The sequence below is a fragment of the Paeniglutamicibacter sp. Y32M11 genome, assembly GCF_019285735.1.
In the GTDB taxonomy this organism is placed as follows: domain Bacteria; phylum Actinomycetota; class Actinomycetes; order Actinomycetales; family Micrococcaceae; genus Paeniglutamicibacter.
The window spans coordinates 597,702-620,967 of record NZ_CP079107.1; the positions used below are offsets into that span (position 1 = coordinate 597,702).

Consider the following 23,266-nt stretch of genomic DNA (forward strand, 5'->3'; position numbering starts at 1 on the left):
AGATTTAGGATCCATCGATGAAGATTGCTCTTGACCCCACTCCGTTCCATCACACCCATTCGCTGCTGGAATTTCCCGAGCTGGCCGCAGAACTTGGTTACAAGTATCTGCAGCTCACCCCGCACCAGGACCTGCTGCCCTTCTTCACCCACCCGAAGGCGGATGACCAGCTGGTCGCCGATCTGAAGTCCGCATGCACAAAGGCCGGCATTGAAATCGCCTCGGTACTGCCGGTGCACCGCTGGTCATCCCCGGATCCGGTGCTGCGCGAGGCCGCCGTTCGCTATTGGAAGCGCGCCATCCAGATCACCGTGGATTTGGGTGTGAACCAAATGAACACCGAGTTCTCTGGCCGCCCCGAGCTGCCGGAGGAATCCGAGGCGGCGTTCTACCGCTCCATGGAGGAACTTGTTCCGCTCTTCGAATCCGAAGGCATCAATGTTGCCTTCGACCCGCATCCGGATGACTTTGTGGAGGAAGGGCTGGCGGGCTGGCGGGTCATTCGAGGAGTTAATTCTCCCAACCTGTCCTTTGCCTACGTCGCGGCGCATACCTTCCACATGAAGGATGAACCGTTGGAGATCATGGCCGCGGTTGGCCAGAAGCTACGCGTGGTGCACGTTGCCGACACCATGAACCATCACGCCTCGCACGGGTTGCGTTACATCACCAATCCGCCGGGCAATGCGGTGCGTGTGCATCAGCACCTGAAAATCGGTGATGGTGATGTGAACTGGGACGAATTCTTTGGGGGACTGGCCGAGAACGGTTTCACCTCTCGCGAGGAATCCGTCATGGTGTCGTGTGTTTTTGCGGAAAATGAAAACGCCAAGAAAGTCGCAAAGTACCAGCTGCAAACCATGCGCAGCAGTGTGGCCGCGGCCGAGGCCGCACGAGTCTAGTCATCACCGTTTGCGTCCGGCCCCGAGGGGCCGGACGCAAACACGTTAACCGGAAGGTGCACCGCCATGGAGATAGGAATGATCACGGACTCGCTGTCCTCACGCAGCTTCGAGGATGTCGTGGACATCGCCGCTGACCTGGGGCTCAGCTCGATCGAGTTGCCCACGGGCAACTGGTCCGAGGCGCCCCACTTGGACCTGGACCGTTTGCTGGATTCCGAGACGGCGCGTGCGGAGTATCTGCGCAAGGTCGCCGCGCACGGATTGGGCATTAGCGCACTGAACGCGAATGGGAACCAACTGCATCCGGTGTCGGGTCCGGCGCAGGACACCGTATTGCGCAAAACGGTCCGCCTAGCGCGACTTATGGAAGTGCCCACAGTCGTGTGCATGTCCGGGTTGCCCGCGGCGGCGGGGGATAGTTCACCGAATTGGGTGACCAGCTCGTGGCCGCCGGAGAACGTGGCAATCTTGGAACATCAGTGGGAGCAGGTCGCGATTCCTTACTGGAGGGATCTTGCGTTCTTCGCCGCGGAGCAGTCCGTCCAATTGGCCATCGAGCCGTGCTTCGCTCAGCTGGTCTACAACGCGTCGACCGCCCGGCGGCTGATCGATTCCGTGGGCAGCCGGTCAATCGGGGTCAACCTAGATCCCTCGCACCTGATGGCCATGGGCGCCGATATCACGAGCGTGATTCGTGAGCTGGCCGGATCGATCGTCCATGTCCATGCCAAGGACGTGCGACTGAACGCGCCGATTGTGGCAACCAACGGTCTGTACGACGGAACGGCCATGACGCTGCCGCAGGAACGAGCGTGGAACTACGTGACGCTGGGCCTGGGGCATCTAGCCGGTGAGGCCTTCTGGGCCGATTTCGTGTACCAGCTGCGCGCCGCCGGGTATGACGGCACGCTGAACATCGAGCATGAGGACGTGCTGGTCAACTCCGAGGAAGGGGTGCGTCGGGCTGCCTCATTACTGGGCAAAGTGGCGCTGCGTGCGGCACCGGACTGGCAGCCGGCCGACGTCTAGATCGGTTTGCGACTAGCAGGGCAAGACGTTTGAACTGGTGGTCCGGTAGCGCTTGTTATGCGCGTGCCCGGAGGCTAGGCATCTGACGTAGATACCGGGAACCCCGCTCCTCGTCTGCCGGTTCCCCCTCGCGGGGCGCCGTTCCATGAAATCCGTGATCGCCGGCACTGGAAATCCAGCGTGGAGCGGTTGCAACATGCCAAGTCCAAAGCCGGATCGCTCTCCTGCCTGCGGGACACACCTCAAGATCAACCCATCATCCACGAGATTTCCTCAGCGATTCCATCGGTCTCGCAGTCATCGGTGTAGGCATGGCTGGCACTGTTCGTGCCGCGACGTATCGCGCGCCGAATCCGCAGGGATGCCGGATCGTGTTGCGAGATGCTCTTCCACGAGGAATTGTACGTATGTGAACGTCGAGGCCGAGGTCATCTCGGGGGCCCTCAGAGGGGCTTTCTGCCTGCGAATTTCTTGTGTTCCATTGCATCGGACAATCAAATGACGTAATGTCCTTACATACTGATTTCGTGAAGTGTGTCACTCTCTTCGGTGGTAAAGCACAATGCTCCGGTCGCCCGGATCGCATACCTGATCTCCTCGAATCCTCGAGCTTCCACCGACCCCATGCGCTTCAACCGGTCACAACAAAGGAGTTTCCATGTCCGAAAAGCATCAGGTCTTGGCTGGGGCAAAGCTGCCCCCATTGACGCCGGGACCTCATCAGAAGCGAATCGGACTGATCTCGATCGTCGCCTGTTTCGGTGGCCTCCTGTTCGGATACGACACCGGCGTGGCTAACGGCGCTGAGGGGCCGATGGCCGAGGAGCTGGGACTGAGCCTGATCCAGATCGGCGTGGTCATCAGTTCGCTGGTGTTTGCCGCCGCCTTCGGCGCGTTGGTCTGCGGTCAGATTTCCGACCTGTGGGGGCGCCGCAAGACCATCATCCTGCTTGCGGTGCTGTTCTTCGTGGGCACATTGCTGGTGATCTTCTCCCCGGGCGGCCCGGAACACGGTACGTTCTCACCGGCAGGTTTCGCCATTCTGGTGGCAGGGCGGATCATGCTGGGCATTGCCGTGGGCGGAGCCTCCACCGTCGTCCCGATCTACCTGGCCGAGATCGCCCCTTACGAGATCCGCGGCTCGATCACCGGACGCAACGAGCTGGCCATCGTCGTGGGTCAGTTGTCCGCGTTCGTCATCAATGCGATTATCGCCGCGACCCTTGGCGGCACCGTCGATGGCATCTGGCGCTTCATGTTCGCCGTCTGTGCGATTCCGGCGGTCGCATTGTTCATTGGCATGCTGCGGATGCCCGAATCCCCGCGCTGGCTTGTCGAGAAGCGCCGCTACGCCGAGGCGCTGCGGGTGCTGAAAACCGTGCGCCCCGCCGAACGCGCCCTGGCCGAACTGCACGATGTACAGCGCACCGCCGCCGCGGAGACAAAAGGCAACAAGTCAATTGGCATCAAGGCCATCGTGACCAACAAGTGGCTCATGCGCATCATTCTCGTCGGCATCGGCGTATCCATGGCCCAGCAGCTCACCGGCATTAACTCGATCATGTACTACGGCACCCGCGTGTTGGAAGAATCCGGCATGTCCGCTCAGCAGGCGGTGCTCGCGAATATCGCCTTCGGTGTGGTCGCCGTGGTCGGCGGTTTCATTGCCCTGCGAAACATGGACCGCATGGACCGCCGGAAGACGTTCCTGATCGGCCTGTCGCTGACTACTCTTTGTCACGTGCTGGTCGGTGTTGCCGGCGTGCTGCTGCCCGAGGGCAACGCCGCCCGTCCCATCGTGATCCTCGTTCTCGTCGTTGCGTTCGTCTTCTCGATGCAGACCTTCCTGAACGTCGCAGTGTGGGTGTGGCTGGCCGAAATCTTCCCGCTGCACATGCGCGGCCTGGGCATCGGCATCTCCGTGTTCTTCGGCTGGACCACCAACGGCTTCCTCGCGTTGTTATTCCCGTCGATGGTCTCGGGGATCGGGATCACCGGTTCCTTCTTCCTCTTCGCCGGAATCGGTGTGCTCGCCCTGATCTTCGTGGCCACCCAGGTCCCGGAGACTCGCGGCCGTACCCTCGAGGACCTCGAGGACGATGTCTCCACCGGTGCGATCTACCTCATTCGCGCGGAAGATGCCGAGGCCAACTCGTAGGTCACGGTGAAGCTCCCGGACTGGGGACCGGGAAGGGGGGCGAACCGAGCTCGATCGGTTCGCCCCCTATCGGTGGTCCGTCAGCGTTTTGAGGTGGCGCTACTGCCTCGCACCACCAGATGTGGAGCATGCCGGCTGGAGGCCGCGCCCGGTGACGTGGCCGCGGCCATTGCGGCCGAGGCCAGCGCGGCGACATCCTGGCGCACGCTGGTCAGGTCGGCATGGGACAGTCGGGCGAATTCGCTGTCGTCGAACCCGGTCAGTGCGATCTGGCCCGGCACCTGGAGGCCGGCCAGATCGATCGCCCTGCGGGCGCCCAGTGCGGCCCTGTCGTTGAACGCCAGCACCGCGGTGGCCCGCTTCTCGGCCGCTGTCTCCCGTAGGTATGCGTCCAACACGTCGAAGGTGGTGCTCTCGTCTGCTCCGGCGCCGAGCACGGTTCCGACGACGTTGCCCGCCGAGCGGGCCACGGCCCGCTCGAAGGCGGTGCGCCGCTGGGTGGCCGCCACGGCGTGTCCGCCGTCCAAATGCAACAGCCGGCGGTGCCCGAGATGCAACAGGTGCGCCACTAGTTCGTCGATTCCCGCGGCCTCGTCGGTGAGCACCGAGGGTAGCTGGCGGTAGCCGCGCAACAGGCTGACCACCGGCACTTGGCTGGCCACCTGCGCCATTTGTGCCGCCGTGAGGGTGGGGGAGATGCCGATGATGGCCTCCGCCCCCGCATCGATGAGGGTATTCAGAACGCGGCGCTCGTCGCGATTGCCTCCGATCGCGCCCAGGATGATCTCATAACCCCGTGTCTCGGCCTCGGCGTACAGGGCATCGGCTAGCTCGGCATGCACGGGCTCACCCAGCAGCAGTGCCACGCCGACGGTCCGGTTGTGGTGGCTGCGCAGTGAACGCGCGCGCGAATCCGGCCGATATCCAAGCTCCAGCGCGGCGGCCTTGACCTTGGTGCGGGATGCCTCGCTGGCGCCCTCGGTACCGCGCATCACGATCGAGGCCAGGGCCACGGAGACGCCGGATGCCCGGGCCACATCCGCAAGGGTGGGGCGTCGGGTCGGGGGAGTGCTCGGGGCCATGGGGGTGCCTTTCGTAAATTCACCTAGAACGATCTAGACGATTGTTTCACAGTGTGGCATAGTTGCCGGGAAAGCAGATACTAGAACGTTCTAGAGAAGAAGGGTGATACCCCGTAATGTCATACTCACTTGAAGTGCCCCCGGCCAAGGAAACGATCCGCATTGCCGTCATCGGCTGCGGATGGATCGGTGCCTTCCATGCCCGCACACTGGCAGGCAACCTGCCCGGGGTGAGGCTCGAGGCTCTAGCCGATCCGGCTCCCGGAGCCGCGGCTGCACTGGCCGCCGAGCTGGGCATTTCCAAGCACACCACCGACCCCGCCGATCTCTTCGCGGATCCCGACATCGACGGCGTGCTCATCGCGGCACCCTCGGCCGTCCATTCGGCACTGATAATCCAGGCAGCGGTCGCGGGAAAACACATTTTCTGTGAGAAGCCGGCCGGCCACGGGCTCGAAGAACTGCGCACGGCCCTGGACGCCGTCGAACGTGCTGGCGTCGAATTCCAGATCGGCTTCAACCGGCGTTTCGCCTCCGACTTCGCCGAGGCTAAGAAGCGTATCCAGGCAGGGGACCTTGGCGAGGTGCAGCTGATGCGCTCGCTGACCCGCGACCCGGGAGTCGCCGAAGGCATCGCAAATGCAGGGCGCATCAAGCCCAACACCATCTTCACCGAAACCCTCATCCACGATTTCGACGCGCTGAACTGGTACAACGAGGGTGCCAGGGTGACCGAGGTGCGCGCCATCGCCGATGCCCTGGTTGAACCCGGTTACCGCGAGGCGGGTCTGCTGGACACCGCAGTGGTGACGCTGCGCTACGACAATGGGGCGATCGCGGTGGCCGAGGCCAGCTTCAGCGCCCTCTACGGCTACGATGTGCGCGGGGAAATCTTCGGTTCCGCAGGAATGGCCGTGGCCGGCAACCCGGTGCAGCTCCACAGTGGCAGCTACACCGCGGCCGGGGCACTGGCGCCAACCTCGCGCGTGAACACCGAGCTCTTCGCCCAGGCTTACCGCGACGAACTAGCGCACTTCGCCCGGCTCATCGCCGCGCGCAAGGGCCTTGGTGAGGCCCCGACGGTGCCCACTCCCGGGGCGCAGGCAGCCATCGACGCACTGGAAATCGCCCTAGCCTGTGTCGAATCCGTCCGCACCGGTGCGCCCGTTGTGCTCGAGCGCGCAACCACGGGCGGTGTCCTGTGAGCCTTGAACTAGCGGTCTGTGCGGAAATGGTGTTCCTCGATCTTCCCTTCGTCGAACGCGTGAAGAAGCTCCACGCGTTAGGTTTCGGGATCGAGATGTGGGATTCGCGCACCAAGGACCTCGCTGCACTGAAGGCGACGGGCGCGAACTTCGGCTCGATGACCGGTTACTCCGCCGGAAGCCTCGTGGACCCGGAGGGAAGCGCGGAGGTTCTGCGCACCGCGGCGGAGCTGATCCCCACGGCTCTGGAACTGGGCATCAAACGCCTGGTCATCCACCCCGCGGAACTTATCGACGGACAGGCGGCGAACCCGCGCCATCGCGCCACCGGGCAAATGTGGCTGACCGCTTCGCGCACCTTGGAGAAGCTCGGCGCCCTCGGCATGGAACACGGGGTGGTGTTCGTGCTCGAGAACCTCAACACGATCCTGGACCACCCCGGAATTCCACTGGGGCGGGCCAAGGACACCCTGGCGCTGGTGGCTGGCGTGGGGCACCCCAACGTGAAGATGATGCTTGACCTCTACCACGCGCAGATCGGGGAGGGGAACCTCATCCAGCTACTACGCGATTCCCTGTCCCATCTCGGCGAGGTCCAGGTGGCCGACGTACCTGGACGTTGCGAACCCGGCACGGGGGAGATCAACTATCCGGCCATCGCGGCCGAGCTGCGCTCGCTGGGCTACTCGGGTCCCGTGGGGCTCGAGGGCTGGGCCTCCGGAGATCCGGAGGAAGCCCTTGCCAGCTTCAGGAACGCTTTCTCCTGAAGCTGGCAATCCCAGGCTAGGCCGTAGGGAGCCCGGTGCTCAGGCGCCGGGCTCCCTGTGCGTCCAACGCCTCGTTGAGCTCGGCGGGGGATCCGGAGCGCGCGAGGTGCTCGGCCACCAGCTCGGCCTGTGACTGTGGGGCGAGCCCTCCGATTGGCTGGTCCAGATCCAGATTGGTGGGGAAGGCATAGCCCTCCGCCGAGGCGGCAATGATGTTGTGCAGGGCGGCCTCCGAGGACCCCGCGGATTTGAGTTCCAGCAGCACCGGGTACAGGGCCTTGCTCATGGCCGTGCGGTCCACCGTTTCCATGGCCCGTCCGAAGGCGGAGGAGACCTGGAGCAGGTTTGCCATGCGCTTGATGTCGGCTGAAACGTTGGTGCCGGCTCCATGGAACAACGCCGGGTTGAAGAACGCCGCATCTCCCTTGGACAAAGGCAGCTGGGCATAATTGGCCTGAAAGTATTCGGTGAAGTCCTCCCGGTGGAAGGCCAGGAAGCCCGGGGCGTACTTGTGGGAGTGCGGTAGGTAGAGGGTGGGACCCGATTCCAGGGGCATGTCGCAATGCGCGACGGCCCCCTGCAGGGTCAGCGCCGGGGTGAGCAGATGGGCGTGGGCAGGGTAGGCAGCGGCCTGCTCGGCGGACATGAATCCCAGGTGGTAGTCGCGGTGCGCGCGTTGGGCGCTGCCGCCGGGATTCACCACATTGACCTGGCTGGTCACCTGGTAGTTGGGTCCTAGCCAGGCCTCCGACACCAGGGCGAGAATATCCGAGGCATAGTAGGCGGCGAAGACCTCCGGATCGGCGAGAGCCAGCTTGTCCAGGGCACCCCAGACCCTGTCGTTGGCACCGGGCTTGGCAAAGTGGTCCCCGCCGGTGACCCCTGCGGCCTTCTGGGCCGCGATCAGGCGGTTGAAGGCGTCGGTGGCACGGTCCACGACGCCCAGATCGGGGAAGGCGCCCTTGAAGACCACGATGCCCGGGCCCTCGATGAGCGCCTTGGCCAATTCGGCCTGGACATCGGTGCGCTCGGCCGGGTCGTCCAAGTAGGAATGCAGTCGCGGGCCGTAAATGAGCACGTTCTGCTCCACGGCATCGGCATACGGGTAGTCTTCCAACCGCGTGGTCGCGGACACGACCTGCTTAAAGTCCTCCAGATTGCAGGCTTCGGTGCGGAACCAACGGCTGGCGGCGGCGGTGGAGGTTGGGGTGATGGTCACGGAAATTGTCCTTTCGGAAGACCGGTGCGTAGAACTGTCCGGTGGGAATTGGGTGCCTCAGGAAACCCTCAGCAGTGCCACAACGTCTTCGTGCGGTGGTCGGGGCTGATTCTGCTTTCGGCTACGTACCATTCTCCGAATATTCGGGAGTGGGATACTAGGGTGGAGTCCATCAAAAACACCTCAGGAAGGCATCATCGTGGCGCACAGGTTTTCCATCCGGGAAATTGCCCGGCAGGCGGGGGTCAGCGACGCCACGGTGGACCGGGTCATCCACGCCAGAGCCGGCGTCCGTGCCGGAACCATCGGGCAGGTGAAGCAGGCCATTGTCGATCTGGAAGCACAAAGCACGCAGCTTGAGCTCTCCGGCCGTCAGTTCATGATCGACGTGGTGGTGGATGCCCCGGCACGCTTCCACATGGCGGCCCGTCGTGCACTTGAAGCCGAATTGCCGTTGCTGCGTCCGGCGGCATTCCGTGCCCGTTTCCACATGCGCGAACGTTGGGCAGCAGGTTCGCTAGTGCTCGAGCTTGATGCCATCATTCGGCGCGGCTCGCACGGGGTCCTGCTCAAGGCTCCGGACACCCCGGAGATTGCCGCGGCTGTCCAACGCCTGTTCCAGGCCGGGATCCCCGTGGTCACCTTCGTCACCGACCTTCCTCGCAGCCCCCGTCTGGCCTATGTCGGCATGGACAACCGGGCCGCCGGTGCGACCGCGGCCTACCTGATGCACTCATGGCTGGTCGGACGCCACGGATCGGTGGCCGTGACACTGAGCAGCGGGATCTTCCAGGGCGAGGAAGAGCGGGAGATGGGGTTCCGCGCCACGATGCGTTCCCTGGGCGGGCGGAGGGACGTTCACTTCCTGCCTGCCTCTGATGGCTTGGACAGTACCGCCTTTGAGCTGATGCGTGCGGCGCTCGCCGAATACCCTGACCTGTCAGGCGTATATTCACCGGGCGGGGGAAACCCCGGCCTGGCCCGGGCCTGGCGGGAAGCCGGGCACATGCCCAAGGTGTTCATCGGCCATGACCTCAACCCGGAAAATGCCCTGCTGCTCGCCGACGGGACCCTCAGCGTGGTCCTTCACCACAAGCTGCAGGGCGATATGCATTCGGCCTGCCGGGCGCTGATGCATTTCCACGGGGCACTACCCGGAGGGTGGACGCCGCCGCCCACGCCCATTGACGTGATCACCCCGTACAACATGCCACCAGGGCCACATCGGTAGGCCTGCGATACTGCGCGGAAGAGCACTCGCCGTGCTGCTCGGAACCATTCGGTGACAAGCACGCGATTGTGCGTCGATAGGTCCCCGAACCGCCGCGTGGTTTCCGCAGTAGCCCCGTGGAGTGCCGACAGCGCGCGACCCTGGCCAAAACATCTCGGCGCTCAGCGGTGAGCCTCCGTCGTGTCATTGTCCACTTGGCTCGTCCCGGCACCATGGAAGGCAAAAAACGGGGGTGGTTTTCTCCCAGCGGATTGCTGGGAGAAAACCACCCCCTATCGAGGTCAAGGACGTCGGGATAATTCTCCGCCGCCGGTTGTTACGAAAGCTTGGTGACCTTCACCGTCTTGCCCGTTTTCGCGGACTCGAGTGCCGCATCGGCCAGTACCAGGGCCGCAACCCCGTCGTCGAAACTAGGCGAGCAGGGGCCGCCATTGCGGATGGCTTGCGCAAAGGCATCCAACTCACGCTGGTAGGCCTGTGTGTAGCGTTCCAGGAAGAAGGGCATGTAAGCCTCGCCCTCGGCAGTACCGGCCGCTCCGTACTTGCGGACCGTGGTCGGTGTGATGTTCTTGGCTTCCAACATTCCCTCGGAGCCGAAAGCTTCCAGCCGCTGATCGTACCCGTAGGCGCAATGGCGGGAATTGGTGATCGTGATGAGCTCGCCACGGCTGCCACGCAACGTGACAACGACGGAATCATAGTCGCCCAGCTCCTCAATGTCGCTGCTGAACTGGTTGGAGCCCACTGCTGTGACCTCCACAATGTTCTCCACGAAGAAACGGGCCATGTCCAGGTCGTGGATCGTCATGTCACGGAAAATTCCGCCAGAGGTTTCGATGTAATCGCGGGGAGCCGGAGCCGGGTCGCGGCTGATGATGGTGACCTGTTCCAACGATCCGATTTCGCCGGCGGCAACGCGCGCGTTGATGGATGCGAAGCTTGGGTCAAACCTCCGGTTGAAGCCGAGCATGATGGGCACGTTCGTGTCCTTCAACTTATCGCGGCACTCCATGACAGTGGCCAGATCCAGATCGATGGGCTTTTCGCACAGGACGGCGAGTCCATGGGCTGCGGCGCGGGTGATGAGATCGACGTGGGTGTTGGTCGGTGATCCAATGATCACTCCGTCCAAGTCGGGCTCGGCAAACACTTCTTCCGGATCCTGTACCGCACGGGCCCCGGTCAGTTCCGCAAGTTTGCGGGCGCCATCAATAAACGGGTCGGCAATGAGAACGAGCTCGATGTCCGGGTGAGCGGCAAGATTGCGGGCGTGTACTTGACCAATCCGGCCAGAGCCGAAAAGCGCCATGCGCAACGGGCGAGGTGAAGTCATGGGGTGTAGTCCTTTCAAGAATGGGGAATCCGTAGTCACGGCTGTCTAGGGCGGCAAGTGTGCTGCACCTTGACGGTTTTTGTGCCTGGGGCACGGGGTGGTTGCTGGGGCCTAGCCGGGGAAAGAAGCGATGGCGGTGTCGAAGGCCCGCCGGAGTCCTTCATGCAGGGGTGTTGCCCGGTGTTCGCGGGAAATGATCTCCACTCCCCACGGTCCCTGGTACCCGGCCTCAATGGCCAGCCTGACGAATGTTGAGGTGGCGAATTCGCCGTGGCCGCAGTAAGCACGGTTGTTGATGGTGTCCTCGAACAAGGTCCCGTCGGTCTTGTGGAACCCGTCGTCGATTTCCACGGCGAACACGCGGTCCATCGGGGTGATCTGCCAGAGTTCCTCGTGTGAAAGCCCCGATTTGGCGGTGTGCCAGATGTCGATCATCAGCCCGGCCGAGGGGCTGTCCGACGCGGTCACCACCTGGATCGCCTCGGCGGTGGTGCGCAGGTTGGAGAAAGGGGTGGCCTCCAGGGCTAATCGGATGCCGGCATCGGCAGCTTCGTCAGCGAGATCGGAGAAGGCACTGGTCATTAATGCGTTGGGCAGTGGCTCATCGGCGTTGCCTGCTCCCACCTTGATGTGCCTGGCGCCCAGCAGGGTGGCTGCCTCGAAAAGCTCGGCCTGGACCTTATCTGCGGTCTTGCGCTCTGCCCCGGTGGACCACCAGCCGTTGATGAACTCGACTTCGATGATGTTGATTCCGGCGCCGCGGATCTGCCGCCCCAGCTCTTCGTAGCCGATCGTGTCACGGGCTGCCAGCAGATCGTCATGGACCAGGCCGATGCCAGCCCATCCGGTGTCGGCGACTGCGGCGATGCGTTCCGCAATCGGTAGTGGGCTGCGCTCCGTGGCACCCAGCGGCGCGGCATTCCCGGCGCTGGTCCAGCACGTGGCAATCAGTTCCGGAGTTGGTTTGCCGGAGTCAGTGGTCTGCATGTTCAGGGCACCTCAATGAGTGTTGGTTCGACGATGTTGGCCATGCCTCCGGCGTTGTTGCTCGAACGGTAGCAGGCATCAACAATGCGGGCCACGGTCAGGGCATCGGACACCGGGGCCACGTTGGGTGCACCGGTGCGAATGCTGTCGACCCAGCCACGCATTTCGGTGCGGAAGTTACTGATGTTCTCCAGCTCGGGAAGTTCGGAAAACTTGTTGCCTTCGGTCCGCGCGAAGGGTGGGGTGAAGTAGCTTTCGGTCCATTCGGTCCAACCCGCCGGCAGCACTGCGGCGGCCTCGTCCAAGTAAACGCGCAAGCGTTGGGGAAGAATGCCGATCTCGATCATTCCCCGTGTGCCGTAGACGAAGATGCGGGAGCTTTCGAACCATTCGAGTTTGTCGTGGCCATCGAAGCTGAAGGTGGCGGACATATCGGGGTAGTTCAGCAACACCGATGCGGAATCTTCCCGGCTTTTTTCGTCTGAGAGCCGCGTGGACTTGTGCACGCGGGCGTTGACGGACTCCGGTGTGCCAAACATGTGGACCAGCGAATCAAGCATGTGGCAGCCGAGGATCCACAGGACTCCGCCCATGTCGGCCGGCTGGTTCAGATGGTCGGTGACATGTTCGCCAACCATCGCGGCGCCTCGGGCCGAAACGGTGACGACCTCGCCGATGGCTCCATCGTCGATGAGATTCTTGGCCCGCGTGATCGACTCTGCGAGTCGTACGTTGTAGCCCACCTGGACAACCTGCGTCGAGGGGACCCCATGCTCGGCCTCGGCAAGCTGCATAAGGTCCAGAACCGTTCCGCCTCCGGGCTTTTCCACGACCACTGACTTGCCGGCAGCCAAGGCGCGCAGTGCGTGGGGGACCATGTCCTTGCTCTTGGAGTGGATCATGACGGCGTTGATCCGCTCGTCGTTGAGCACCCCGTCGATGTCGCGAAGCTCGACATCGTATTTCTCGGCGAAGTATCCCAAGCGCGGGTCTTCATCGGCGGCAGCAACTACTTCCACGTTCTCAATTTCACGCAGCGCCCTGACGCGGGCGGATGCATGCGGGTGGGTGATTCCAAGCAGTCCCACAACGATAGGTTTCATCGAGTTATCTCCTGTAGCTGTTTCCCGAGCGCTTTCGTTTGGTACGAGGGCACGTGGATCCGGATCGGTCATGGCCATGCGGATTCCAGGTTGTCTATTTCGACCTAGTCGCATCTATTGGACAGTGTGTCCAAAGTATTGCATGTCACATCATGAGGGGTCAAGTCACAGAGTGGACGGGTCGATCAGCTGATGAAAGTGGTTAGGGTTGCGCTGGGGTCGGAGCGCCGAGGTACTCCGAGAGGTGGCGGGCTCCCTCACGGGCCAGTTCAATCACGGTGCGACCATCTTCCGGTTCCGCAAGAATGCCTTCGCGCAGGCCGCTGACGCAAAGGGAGGCGACAACGTGCCCCTTGTGGTCAAAAATCGGGGCGCCGATTGCCGCGATGCCCGGTGTTAGCTCGTCATCACTCAAGGAGTATCCCGCGGAGCGGATGGCCTCGAGTTCCGAGTAGAACTTCGTCCGAGCGCGCACGTCGAATTGGATGTCGGCATTCTGCGAAACGATGCTCGCGTAGTCTTCCCAAGTCTGCCGGTCCTCAAAGGCCAAAAGTGCGCGTGGGGCTGCGCCGGTATGCAGTGGCAGCGAACCGCCCAGTGCCAGCAAGCGGCTGTTCACGCGCTTCCCGTCGACCCGTTCGATGCAGACGGCCCTGGTGTTTCGCCGGATGCACATGAAGGCCGATTCGCCCGTTGCTTCATGAATTGAACGAAGGACGGGAACCGCTGCGCGGCGCAAGTCCAGGTCATTGAGTAGTTTGCCGGACAGCGAGATGAGTTTGCTACCGATCCGGAAGGCGCCGCGAGGTCCCAGTTGCTCAACCCAGCCTGCCTCGGCGAGGGTGGCGAGCATGCGATAGACCGAACTGACCGGCTCGTCAAGAAGCTCGGTCAGTCGAGCGGAGGTTGAGATGCGCTCGTTGGCAAGGGCCTCCATGAGCGCGTTGGCCTTGGCGACGATCGATGGGCTGTTGTCCGTACTCGTGCTGAGCACACGCGCGGTTGGCTTTGGAATAAAATGCAGCATGGCTTCGGTCAGGGTCCGCGCGGCCTCGCCGATCACGTCCCTAGCTTCGTCCTGCTGGAGGAGGACTTGGTCCACGAGGCCAGCGGCCGTGAGTGAACCGAATATCGTGCCATCGGGATTTAGCACCGGGAAGCTGATGGCTGCGATCCCGTCTACGACTTCATTGACCTCCAATCGCCAGCCCTGGCGCCTGGTTTCCTCGATGTGATTCCGCAAAGTGTCAGCGTCAATCGGGGTCTTGGAGGACAGCCTGTCGTACGGCGCTGCGCCCAGCACGCTTTCCCGGACTTCCTCGGGTTGGAAGGCCAGAAGTACGTGGGATGCTGCGCCTGCGTGCATGGGCAGAATGCGCCCGGAAGAGAGTTCGAATAGGTCGACATCGGTGGCGTCTACCTGTTCCAGACACACCGCGGTCTCGTTGCGGGGGATCCAGAAGGATGCCGTGAGCCCCAGCTGCCGCTGGACGGCATCCAGCTGCTCGGCCAGAACTTTTCGGTCAATGATTGCATCGGCCGCGGCCTCCCCGAGGTGCAGGATCTGTGTCCCGAGTTCAATGCGGCCGTCTTCGGAGCGCCGCACCAGGCCAGGCTGTTCTAATGCGGAAACGATCCGATACACCGAGGGGCGTGGCTCCTCCACGGCCTTGGCCAGTTCCGCCGACGTCGATGGCCCGAGGTTAGATATTTCATCGATCACCTGGGTTGCCTTCGCGACCAGCTGGATTACATTCGCTGCGGGTTTCATTTTATGCTCCTTGACTTGTCCATTCACGGCTTACCCATTCCTGCGGCGGCGATTAGTCCAGTTTTGCCTGTTCCCGACGAAAGGGAAAATCTTGGCTCTGGGTCCAGTTAACCAGTCTCGCAGTGATTTAGATCATGTGATACTGTCTGAACACGTTGTCCATTCTATGACACTAGGCGTCGGTAGCTCGCACCAGAGGAAACCGAAGACAGCGCACACACGACAAGCAGCTCGTTTCAACTTCGGGAGAAGACATGCAAAGACGAATCTTTCTGGCTGGTGCCGCAATGGCCGCAACCTTGCTGGTTTCAAGTTGTGGCGGTCCGGGTGCCACGGGCGGATCGACGAATGGGCAGAGCCAGGAACCCACTGACATCAGAATTGGGGTGTCGCTGACCAGCCAGGATGAGGAGCGCTGGATCACCGATGGGAAGGCCATCCAGAAGGGACTGGAGGACCTCGGTTATCAGGTGGACCTGCAGTACGCGAACAACGACATTCCCACGCAGCAGCAGCAGGTGGACCAGATGATTACGCGCGGGGCCGATCTGCTGATCCTTGCCCCTCTTGACGGCACGGCCCTGGCACCGCAGCTACAGGCGGCGGTTAATGCCGAGATCCCCATCATTTCCTACGACCGGTTGATCCGGAACAGCCCGGATGTTGACCTGTACGTCACCTTTGACAACTACAAGGTAGGGGCGGAACAAGGCAAGGCGTTGTTGACCGGCCTGGACATCCTGAACGAGGACGGGTCGGAAGGCAAGGCCAAGGGCCCGTTTAACGTCGAGCTCTTCGGCGGATCGCTCGACGACAACAACGCAACCTTCGTCTACGACGGGGGCATGTCCGTGTTGCAGAAATACATTGACGACGGCACGATCGTGGTCGCGTCGGGCCAGACGAAGCTCTCGCAGATTGCCACCAAGGATTGGTCGCAGCAGGAAGCCCAGTCCCGCATGGACAATTTGATCACGTCCAGCTATTCCGACGGAACCTCCCTTGATGCGGTTCTGACCCCCAACGACAGCGTCGCCCGCGGCGCAATCACAGCTCTGGGCAACTCCGGCTACGGACCGAAGCACGGAACTGGCGCACATCCCATGCCGATCACCACCGGCCAGGACGCGGAGATCGCGTCGATCAAGCTGATCAACGACGATGTCCAGTACGCAACGGTTTTCAAGAACACCAAGCTGCTCGCGGCCCAGGCCGTTAATGCGACCGAGGATCTGCTCAACGGGCAGGAACCGGAGGTCAACGACTCGACGTCGTATGACAACGGTGCCGAAGTGGTCCCCTCCTTCCTCATGCCGATCGAAGTGGTCTTCAAGGACAACATCAAGAAGCTCCTGGTGGACTCGGACTACTACACCGCCGAGCAGATCAAGACGGGCAGACTCTGACAGCTTCCCGCTTTCAGCCTCAGGACCACACAATTACTAGAGAATCGATAGGACTGCACGATGCCTGATTACATTCTGGAAATGCGTTCCATCACCAAGAGTTTCCCCGGTGTGAAGGCGCTGGCGGATGTCACCTTCTCCGCGGAGCGTGGGGAAGTGCACGCCATCTGCGGTGAAAACGGCGCGGGCAAGTCCACGCTGATGAAGGTGCTCTCGGGTGTCTACCCCCATGGCAGCTACGGGGGTGAAATCCTCTTTGAGGGCAAGACCTGCGAATTCTCCGGAATTCGAGATTCCGAGCGCGCCGGCATCGTGATCATCCACCAGGAACTGGCGCTGGTTCCGCACTTGTCCATCGCCGAGAACATCTTCCTGGGCAATGAACGCCGGGGCCGCGGAGGGCTGATTGACTGGCACAAAACCCAGGCCGAAGCCGCGGAGTTGCTGAATACGGTGGGCCTGGGCGAGGAACCCACGACGCCGGTCGGACTACTTGGTGTGGGAAAGCAGCAGCTGGTGGAGATTGCCAAAGCTCTGGCCAAGGACGTAAAACTCCTCATTCTTGATGAGCCGACCGCTGCCCTGAACGACAACGACTCCGCCCACCTGCTCGACCTGGTGCGCTCACTGCAGGAACGGGGAATCACCTCCATTATCATTTCGCACAAGCTCAATGAGATCGAGGCGACAGCCAACCGCACGACCGTGATCCGTGACGGGCAGACCGTTGAAACTCTGGACATGATGGCACCCGATGTAAACGTTGACCGCATCGTGCGCAGCATGGTGGGCCGGGATCTCGAGTCCTTTTACCCGGAACGGACCCCAACGCCCGGGGAAGTGGTCTTGGAAGTTCGGGACTGGACTGTGCGCCACTCCCAACAGGATCGGTTGGTGGTTGACGGTGCCTCGTTCGAGGTTCGCTCGGGTGAAGTCGTGGGCATCGCTGGTCTCATGGGAGCCGGCCGCACCGAACTGGCCATGAGCCTCTTCGGGCGGTCCTACGGCCGATTCGTCTCGGGGCAGACGCTGATACACGGCAAACCGGTTGCTCCCCGCACGGTGGCCGAGGCGATCGGGCTCGGACTGGCATATGTGACCGAGGACCGGAAACAACTGGGCTTGAACCTGCTCGATACGATCACGCGCAACGTCTCCGGGGCGGCGCTGCCGAAGCTGGCCAAATGGGGGTTCGTGGATGCCAACCTGGAAGCGAAGCTGGCCAGGCACTCGATGGATTCTATGCGGATCAAGGCCCCGAGCGTCCAATCGGTGGTGGGCAAGCTCTCCGGCGGCAACCAACAGAAGGTCGTCCTGTCCAAGTGGTTGTTGACTGGCCCCGATGTGCTGATCATCGATGAACCCACCCGAGGGATCGATGTCGGTGCAAAGTTCGAGATCTATACCCTGATCAACGAGTTCGTGGAATCGGGCAAGGCCGTCGTGGTGATTTCCTCGGACCTGTTGGAGCTGCTGGGCACCTGTGACCGGATCTACGCGCTCTCCGGTGGGCGGATCACCGGTGAACTTCCGGTGGCGGAAGCGAATGAAGAAAAACTCATGACTCTCATGACCAAAGAAAAGGAAGCAATAGGATGACTGTCACAGCCTCCCGCGGACCCAAGGGCGCCCTCGCCCAGCCTCCCGAAAAAAATGGCTTGGGCGAACTGCGCCTTGCCCTGACGCGAAACCTGCGCACCAGTGGAATATACGTCGCCCTCGTGGCACTGGTTGCCTTGTTCGCCCTCATCACCGGCGGGGCTTCGTTGTCGGCCGGAAACGTTACCAACATCGTCTTGCAGTACTCCTACATCCTGGTTCTGGCCATCGGTATGGTCATCGTGATCATCGCCGGGCACATCGACCTGTCGGTCGGGTCCGTGGTGGCCCTGACGGGCGCGATATCGGCGATCACGGTCATCAAATACGACCTGCCCTGGTGGGTCGGCGTTCTGGCGGCGCTGGCCACCGGACTGTTGATCGGTGCCTGGCATGGTTTCTGGGTTGCCTACGTCGGCATTCCGGCCTTCATTGTGACCCTTGCCGGCATGCTTCTATTCAGGGGACTGACCCTCTTCGTCCTGGACAATGTCTCGCTTTCGCCGTTCCCTGACGAATACGGGGTCATCGCCTCGGGATTCATCAACGGATGGCTCGGCGGATACGGCTATGACGTATTCACCTTGGTTGTCTTCGCGCTCGGTGTCGTCGGGTTTGCCGTGAGCCAGTACCGCTCGCGCAAGGCCCGCATGGGGTACCACCAGCCGGTCCCGCCACTTTCGCTGTTTGCCCTCAAAATCCTGGCCGTGGGCGTGCTCGTGATGGCATTCGCCTGGAAGCTGGCCTCGGCCCGCGGGTTGCCGGTCGTGTTGATCATGCTGGCCGTATTGATCATGGCCTACACCGTGATGATGCAGCACACCGTGTTCGGCCGCCAGGTCTACGCCATTGGCGGCAACTTGGCCGCCGCTTCGCTCTCGGGCGTCAAGGTCCGTGCAGTGAACTTTTGGATCTTCGTCAACATGGGCTTGCTCTCGGCCGTGGCTGGAATCGTCTTTTCCTCACGCACCAATGGCGCCCAGCCGGGTGCCGGGAACATGTTTGAACTCGATGCCATCGCGGCGGCCTTCATTGGTGGCGCGGCGGTCACCGGAGGCGTTGGCAAGGTCGTAGGGGCCATGGCCGGTGGCCTGATCATGGCGGTCATGAGCAACGGCATGCAGCTGATGGGCATCGACCAGTCCCTGCAGTCCGTGGTCAAGGGCCTAGTGCTCCTGCTCGCCGTAGCCTTCGACATCTGGAACAAGCGCCGCGCGGGTGCCCACTAGGCCCGCGAACAACAATTCCGGAATACCACCGACGGTGGAACGAAAAACCATCTTGCACACGAAACATCCCACGGAGGAGTCCATTCAATGACCACGCAATTCACCTACGACGCACTTCCCATGCGAGTCCGGTTCGGAGCGGGTGCCCTGGCAGAGCTGCCCGCCGAGCTTGACCACCTTGGACTGAATCGGGTCCTGGTCCTGTGCTCACCGGAACAGAAAGACACCGGCGACCAAATTGCCGGAATCCTTGGTGCACGTGCGGTCGGAGTCCTGGCCGAAGCGGTGATGCACGTGCCCGCCGAAGCTGCGCAACGCGCCAGCGACGAGGCGGCACGGGTAGGGGCCGACGGGTGCGTCACCGTTGGCGGCGGGTCGGCCATCGGCTTGGGCAAGGCTATCGCCCTGAACCACAATCTGCCGATTGTTGCCGTACCCACGACGTATGCGGGTTCGGAAATGACCCCTGTCTGGGGCCTGACGACCAACGGACGGAAGGAGACCGGCAGGGATCCCCGGGTGCTTCCCCGCAGCGTCGTCTACGACCCGGAACTGAGTGCGACATTACCGGCAGCGATGTCGGTGACCAGCGGCATCAATGCCATTGCGCACGCGGTCGAAGCCCTGTATGCGCCGGATGCGACGCCCATCATTTCCCTGATGGCCGAGGACGGGGTCCGCGCCCTAGTCGCGGCGCTGCCGTCCATTGTGGAGAACCCCACCGACTTGGAAGCCCGGAGCAACGCGCTGTACGGGGCATGGCTCTGCGGCGCTTGCCTCGGGGCGACGACGATGTCGCTTCACCACAAGCTCTGCCACGCACTGGGCGGAACCCTGAACCTTCCCCATGCCCAGACTCACACGGTTGTCCTTCCCTACGCGTTGGCATTCAACCAGCCAGCCGCCCCGGCGGCAAAGTCGGCACTGTCCCGAGCCCTGGGGGACGTGGACGATCCGGCATTAAAACTGTGGGAGCTGGCCGAAGAACTCGGAGCCCCGCGCTCGCTGGCCGAGCTGGGAATGCTGGAGGAAGACATCGAGCGGATTGCCGAACAAGTCACCAGCTACTCCTATGGCAACCCCCGACCCATCGATCTGGCCGCGGTTCGAGGGATCCTTCGTGATGCCTGGGCAGGAGACAAACCACGTGAAAATCCTTCAGCCTAACCACCACATGCCCGCGTGGCGTTCAGATCTGGACGCTGGAGCTCTCGCATCCCCGGTGCGCACCTGGCGCGCACCCGTACGTTCTGGAGTTTGACCATGCCTTCACAGCTAGCAGTTTCACAACAAATCAAGGTAGCGCCGATGGTGCTCGGGACCAATGTCTTCGGCTGGACCGCCGATGTTGAGGTTTCCCACAGGATCCTCGATGGGTACGTGGCGGCGGGTGGAAACTTCATTGACACCGCGGACTCGTACTCCTACTGGGCCGAGGGCAACTCCGGAGGCGAAGCCGAAACAATCATTGGGTCGTGGCTTGCGCGGCGCGATGACCGGGACAAGCTTCTGGTGGCCTCGAAAGTGAGCCACCATCCGCAGCTCTCGGGGATGGCTCCGGCGACAATCAACGCAGCCGTGGACGGTTCGTTGACCAGACTGGGGCTCGATTACCTCGACATCTACTACGCGCATTTTGATGATCCTTCCACGCCGCTGGTGGAGAGCATTGAGGCAATGTCGGGGCTGGTGGACCAGGGTAAGATCCGCTCGATCGGCATCTCCAACTATTCACCGGAGCGGATCACCCAGTGGCTTGAGATCAGCGAACGCGAAGGCTTCCATCTACCGGTAGCCCTCGAACCCCAATATAACCTCATGGAACGCGACGTCGAGGCGTCGCTCCTGCCACTGGCGCAAAAACACTCCCTTGACGTCTATCCCTACTATTCGCTCGCCCACGGATTCCTGACCGGGAAGTACCGGAGCGCCCACGATGTCGACAGCGTTCGGGCGGCCGATGCTAAACGGTACCTGACGGCTCGCGGCGAAAAGGTGCTGGGTGCCCTCGCGCAGGTTTCGACCGGCCGCGCGTGCCCCTTCGCGCCGATTGCCTTGGCGTGGCTGAGGGCGAAAACCGGGGTCACGGCTCCGATTGTCAGTGCGCGCACCGTGGCACAACTCGAGCCACTAGTGGCCAACATGCATCTGGCCCTAACCGAAGGCGAAGTGCAGCTTTTGGACGAAGCTTCACAACCGTAAACATCTTTGGTGCCTGGCCACCAACCACGAGGAGGAAACAGCATGAGCAGTTTAACTGAAGAAACACGCACAGCGGACGATGCCAACCGGGCGGCAATTTCCCCGGCGCAGTCCGACGTTGAAGCACGACTGATCGAAAACGTTCTTCGGTCCTTCGAGCAATGCACCGAGCCGCGGACCAAGCGATTGATGCAGTCGCTGGTGCGCCACCTGCACGCCTTCATCCGCGAGGTCCGGCTCACGGAAGCCGAGTGGGAAAGGTCCATTGAATTTCTCACGGCCGTCGGCCACATCACCGACGACCGGCGCCAGGAGTTCATCTTGCTCTCGGATGTTCTGGGCGCTTCGATGCAGACGATCAACGTCAACAACGAAGCCGTGGGTAACGCCACCGAAGCCACCGTCTTCGGGCCGTTCTTTGTTGACGATGCCCCCCTCATCGCCAATGGCGGCGACATTGCCGGTGCCGGTGTCGGACAGCCCTGCTGGGTGGAAGGCAGCGTCAAGGATGTGGACGGAAACGCCATTCCCAACGCGCGCATTGAGGTGTGGGAAGCCGATGAAGACGGATTCTACGATGTCCAGTACACCGACGATCGGGTATCGGGCCGGGCACACCTCTTTAGCAATGACGCAGGAAGCTACAACTTCTGGGGCCTGACGCCAACCCCGTACCCAATTCCACACGATGGCCCGGTCGGCAAGATGTTGGAAGCCACCGGTCGGTCGCCCATGAGGGCATCACACCTTCACTTCATGGTGACTGCCCCAGGTTTCCGCACCTTGGTGACGCATATTTTCGTGCGAGGCGACGAACTGATCAAGTCCGACACTGTTTTTGGCGTCAAGGACAGCCTTGTCAAGGACTTCGAGCACCAACTCCCGGGAACGCCGGCGCCCGACGGACGCGAACTCGTGGAGAGTGACTGGTCAAGGGTGCGATTCGACATCGTTTTGGCCCCCGAAGTGGCTTGAGGAACGACGTCCCGCTTGTGAATCGGCCACTTCTCATGGCCTGAATTGGCCGAGGAAGCTCCCGACGGGTTGTGTATGGGGCGGGCCCTACTACAAGGAGCCGGTTTCCCCGAGATGGGGGAACCGGCTCCTTGGAGGACATGTGCCTAAGGGGTGAAGGGCAACCGTGGGTCGATCGTAGCCTTGTCCCACGTCTCACGAACCCAGCCGTGGTGCGGGTCATCGCTGATCAGCCACTCTCGTACGCGACCCGGTCCGGCCATGACGTTGAGGTAATACAAGTCGTAGCCCGGTGCAGCCATGGCGGGTCCATGCCAACCGTAGGGAACCAAGACGACGTCACCGGTGCGCACCTCGGCGGTCACATCGATGGGACGCTGGTCCGACGCATAAACCCGGGCATAACCGATCGGATCGGAGGACTCCGGGGCCCGCGAATCTTGCGCGACCCGGGTCTCGAAGTAGTAGATCTCCTCGAGGTTGGTTTCCCCGTCTTTTTCTTCGTCATGCTTGTGCGGCGGGTAAGAGGACCAATTGCCCGACGGGGTGATGACCTCACAGACAATAAAGCGGTCAGCTTCCAGCGCCGCGGGAGTGCCAAAGTTGTGGACTTGCCGAGAGCAGTTGCCCGCTCCCCGAAGCTCAACCGGCGTCTGAGCCGCTGTAATCAGTCGAGTCGGGTAGGACGCTTTGGCCGGTGCCAGGGCCACGGCAAAGCGACCTCCTGCGGGTGAAGCAACGCTCACCGCCGTGTTAATACCGGTATAGAGCACGTCCGATGGTCCCTCGAAGACCGACCGCCGCCCTGCCAACGCATAATGCTCACCGTTGACCATCGCGGTGAAAGCTCCTTGAAGCGGGATGATGATGCGTTCTTCCGCCGCTGCCTGCAGAGATAATTCTTCACCGGCTTTAAGCTCGGCAATCTTGATGCCGGTGTGTGCCCAGCCGGGGACTACCAGCGTTGAATCCGCAGCACCGATGGAGGTAGTCCATGGTCCGTCAATGGCTGTTCCTGCCGGATAAACCCAATCTGTCAAGGTATTTTCCTTTCGAGGTAGCTGG

19 protein-coding genes are annotated in these 23,266 nt (G+C 62.1%); 12 read left to right on the forward strand and 7 right to left on the reverse strand.

What is annotated here, in order from left to right; translation table 11 throughout:
- Positions 1 to 17 precede the first annotated feature (17 nt).
- From KUF55_RS02680 to KUF55_RS02690, 3 genes are all read left to right on the forward strand, one after another.
- Complete coding sequence (locus KUF55_RS02680) at positions 18 to 902, forward strand: sugar phosphate isomerase/epimerase (RefSeq protein ID WP_218817907.1); 885 nt, start codon at positions 18 to 20, stop codon at positions 900 to 902.
- A 66-nt stretch (positions 903 to 968) separates the two neighbouring features.
- Complete coding sequence (locus KUF55_RS02685; protein ID WP_218817908.1) at positions 969 to 1,934, forward strand: sugar phosphate isomerase/epimerase; 966 nt, start codon at positions 969 to 971, stop codon at positions 1,932 to 1,934.
- Positions 1,935 to 2,592: 658 nt separating this feature from the next.
- Positions 2,593 to 4,092 carry a sugar porter family MFS transporter gene (locus KUF55_RS02690; protein WP_218817909.1) on the forward strand — a complete coding sequence of 500 codons (1,500 nt, stop codon included), beginning with the start codon at positions 2,593 to 2,595 and terminating at the stop codon, positions 4,090 to 4,092.
- Positions 4,093 to 4,172: 80 nt separating this feature from the next.
- Here KUF55_RS02690 and KUF55_RS02695 read toward each other — a convergent pair whose 3' ends face one another.
- Positions 4,173 to 5,174, reverse strand: coding sequence for a LacI family DNA-binding transcriptional regulator (locus KUF55_RS02695; protein ID WP_218817910.1), 1,002 nt, complete (start codon positions 5,172 to 5,174; stop codon positions 4,173 to 4,175).
- A gap of 116 nt (positions 5,175 to 5,290) precedes the next feature.
- On the opposite strand from KUF55_RS02695, the gene KUF55_RS02700 reads away from it, so the two are divergent.
- Positions 5,291 to 6,379 (forward strand): Gfo/Idh/MocA family oxidoreductase, encoded by a 1,089-nt coding sequence (locus tag KUF55_RS02700; protein ID WP_218817911.1) that lies wholly within the window; start codon positions 5,291 to 5,293, stop codon positions 6,377 to 6,379.
- Positions 6,376 to 7,146, forward strand: coding sequence for a TIM barrel protein (locus KUF55_RS02705; RefSeq protein ID WP_255557255.1), 771 nt, complete (start codon positions 6,376 to 6,378; stop codon positions 7,144 to 7,146). Before KUF55_RS02700 ends, KUF55_RS02705 begins: the two co-directional genes overlap by 4 nt.
- A 16-nt stretch (positions 7,147 to 7,162) precedes the next feature.
- Here KUF55_RS02705 and KUF55_RS02710 read toward each other — a convergent pair whose 3' ends face one another.
- A complete protein-coding gene (locus tag KUF55_RS02710) occupies positions 7,163 to 8,365 on the reverse strand; it encodes a phytanoyl-CoA dioxygenase family protein (RefSeq protein WP_218817912.1) in 1,203 nt (400 codons plus the stop codon).
- Between the two features lie 199 nt (positions 8,366 to 8,564).
- On the opposite strand from KUF55_RS02710, the gene KUF55_RS02715 reads away from it, so the two are divergent.
- Positions 8,565 to 9,596, forward strand: a complete 1,032-nt coding sequence (locus tag KUF55_RS02715; RefSeq protein ID WP_218817913.1) for a LacI family DNA-binding transcriptional regulator — start codon at positions 8,565 to 8,567, stop codon at positions 9,594 to 9,596.
- Positions 9,597 to 9,912: 316 nt separating this feature from the next.
- Here KUF55_RS02715 and iolG read toward each other — a convergent pair whose 3' ends face one another.
- The 4 genes from iolG to KUF55_RS02735 form a co-directional block, all read right to left on the reverse strand.
- Complete coding sequence (gene iolG, locus KUF55_RS02720; protein WP_218817914.1) at positions 9,913 to 10,929, reverse strand: inositol 2-dehydrogenase; 1,017 nt, start codon at positions 10,927 to 10,929, stop codon at positions 9,913 to 9,915.
- Positions 10,930 to 11,040: 111 nt separating this feature from the next.
- A complete protein-coding gene (locus KUF55_RS02725; protein WP_218817915.1) occupies positions 11,041 to 11,916 on the reverse strand; it encodes a sugar phosphate isomerase/epimerase in 876 nt (291 codons plus the stop codon).
- Positions 11,917 to 11,918: 2 nt separating this feature from the next.
- Positions 11,919 to 13,019: a Gfo/Idh/MocA family protein gene (locus KUF55_RS02730; RefSeq protein WP_218817916.1), complete on the reverse strand. Its 1,101-nt coding sequence runs from the start codon at positions 13,017 to 13,019 to the stop codon at positions 11,919 to 11,921.
- 202 nt (positions 13,020 to 13,221) lie between these two features.
- Positions 13,222 to 14,790: an IclR family transcriptional regulator gene (locus KUF55_RS02735; protein ID WP_218817917.1), complete on the reverse strand. Its 1,569-nt coding sequence runs from the start codon at positions 14,788 to 14,790 to the stop codon at positions 13,222 to 13,224.
- A gap of 386 nt (positions 14,791 to 15,176) precedes the next feature.
- Between KUF55_RS02735 and KUF55_RS02740 the strand changes: the two genes are divergently transcribed.
- The 6 genes from KUF55_RS02740 to KUF55_RS02765 all read left to right on the forward strand — a co-directional run bounded on the left by KUF55_RS02740 (position 15,177) and on the right by KUF55_RS02765 (position 22,201).
- On the forward strand, positions 15,177 to 16,196 hold the full coding sequence (locus KUF55_RS02740) for a substrate-binding domain-containing protein (RefSeq protein WP_370630944.1): 1,020 nt from the start codon (positions 15,177 to 15,179) through the stop codon (positions 16,194 to 16,196).
- Between the two features lie 60 nt (positions 16,197 to 16,256).
- Positions 16,257 to 17,795 carry a sugar ABC transporter ATP-binding protein gene (locus KUF55_RS02745; RefSeq protein WP_218817919.1) on the forward strand — a complete coding sequence of 513 codons (1,539 nt, stop codon included), beginning with the start codon at positions 16,257 to 16,259 and terminating at the stop codon, positions 17,793 to 17,795.
- Positions 17,792 to 19,024 carry a multiple monosaccharide ABC transporter permease gene (gene mmsB, locus KUF55_RS02750; protein WP_218817920.1) on the forward strand — a complete coding sequence of 411 codons (1,233 nt, stop codon included), beginning with the start codon at positions 17,792 to 17,794 and terminating at the stop codon, positions 19,022 to 19,024. Before KUF55_RS02745 ends, mmsB begins: the two co-directional genes overlap by 4 nt.
- Positions 19,025 to 19,111: 87 nt before the next feature.
- Entirely contained in the window at positions 19,112 to 20,191 is a 1,080-nt protein-coding gene (locus KUF55_RS02755) for a maleylacetate reductase (RefSeq protein ID WP_218817921.1), read from the forward strand.
- Between the two features lie 96 nt (positions 20,192 to 20,287).
- Entirely contained in the window at positions 20,288 to 21,226 is a 939-nt protein-coding gene (locus KUF55_RS02760) for an aldo/keto reductase (RefSeq protein ID WP_218817922.1), read from the forward strand.
- A gap of 42 nt (positions 21,227 to 21,268) precedes the next feature.
- Positions 21,269 to 22,201: an intradiol ring-cleavage dioxygenase gene (locus KUF55_RS02765; RefSeq protein ID WP_218817923.1), complete on the forward strand. Its 933-nt coding sequence runs from the start codon at positions 21,269 to 21,271 to the stop codon at positions 22,199 to 22,201.
- Positions 22,202 to 22,347: 146 nt separating this feature from the next.
- Here the strand turns inward: KUF55_RS02765 and iolB are convergent, their stop codons facing one another.
- Positions 22,348 to 23,241 (reverse strand): 5-deoxy-glucuronate isomerase, encoded by an 894-nt coding sequence (iolB, locus tag KUF55_RS02770; protein WP_218817924.1) that lies wholly within the window; start codon positions 23,239 to 23,241, stop codon positions 22,348 to 22,350.
- Positions 23,242 to 23,266 lie beyond the last annotated feature (25 nt).

What these genes read in the sequence shown, in the direction of transcription:
- KUF55_RS02680 (WP_218817907.1), top strand. Translation starts at nt 18, where the DNA reads ATGAAGATTGCTCTTGACCCCACTCCGTTCCATCACACCCATTCGCTG.
- KUF55_RS02685 (WP_218817908.1), top strand. Translation starts at nt 969, where the DNA reads ATGGAGATAGGAATGATCACGGACTCGCTGTCCTCACGCAGCTTCGAG.
- KUF55_RS02690 (WP_218817909.1), top strand. Translation starts at nt 2,593, where the DNA reads ATGTCCGAAAAGCATCAGGTCTTGGCTGGGGCAAAGCTGCCCCCATTG.
- KUF55_RS02695 (WP_218817910.1), bottom strand. Translation starts at nt 5,174, where the DNA reads ATGGCCCCGAGCACTCCCCCGACCCGACGCCCCACCCTTGCGGATGTG.
- KUF55_RS02700 (WP_218817911.1), top strand. Translation starts at nt 5,291, where the DNA reads ATGTCATACTCACTTGAAGTGCCCCCGGCCAAGGAAACGATCCGCATT.
- iolG (WP_218817914.1), bottom strand. Translation starts at nt 10,929, where the DNA reads ATGACTTCACCTCGCCCGTTGCGCATGGCGCTTTTCGGCTCTGGCCGG.
- KUF55_RS02725 (WP_218817915.1), bottom strand. Translation starts at nt 11,916, where the DNA reads ATGCAGACCACTGACTCCGGCAAACCAACTCCGGAACTGATTGCCACG.
- KUF55_RS02730 (WP_218817916.1), bottom strand. Translation starts at nt 13,019, where the DNA reads ATGAAACCTATCGTTGTGGGACTGCTTGGAATCACCCACCCGCATGCA.
- KUF55_RS02735 (WP_218817917.1), bottom strand. Translation starts at nt 14,790, where the DNA reads ATGAAACCCGCAGCGAATGTAATCCAGCTGGTCGCGAAGGCAACCCAG.
- KUF55_RS02745 (WP_218817919.1), top strand. Translation starts at nt 16,257, where the DNA reads ATGCCTGATTACATTCTGGAAATGCGTTCCATCACCAAGAGTTTCCCC.
- mmsB (WP_218817920.1), top strand. Translation starts at nt 17,792, where the DNA reads ATGACTGTCACAGCCTCCCGCGGACCCAAGGGCGCCCTCGCCCAGCCT.
- KUF55_RS02755 (WP_218817921.1), top strand. Translation starts at nt 19,112, where the DNA reads ATGACCACGCAATTCACCTACGACGCACTTCCCATGCGAGTCCGGTTC.
- KUF55_RS02760 (WP_218817922.1), top strand. Translation starts at nt 20,288, where the DNA reads ATGCCTTCACAGCTAGCAGTTTCACAACAAATCAAGGTAGCGCCGATG.
- KUF55_RS02765 (WP_218817923.1), top strand. Translation starts at nt 21,269, where the DNA reads ATGAGCAGTTTAACTGAAGAAACACGCACAGCGGACGATGCCAACCGG.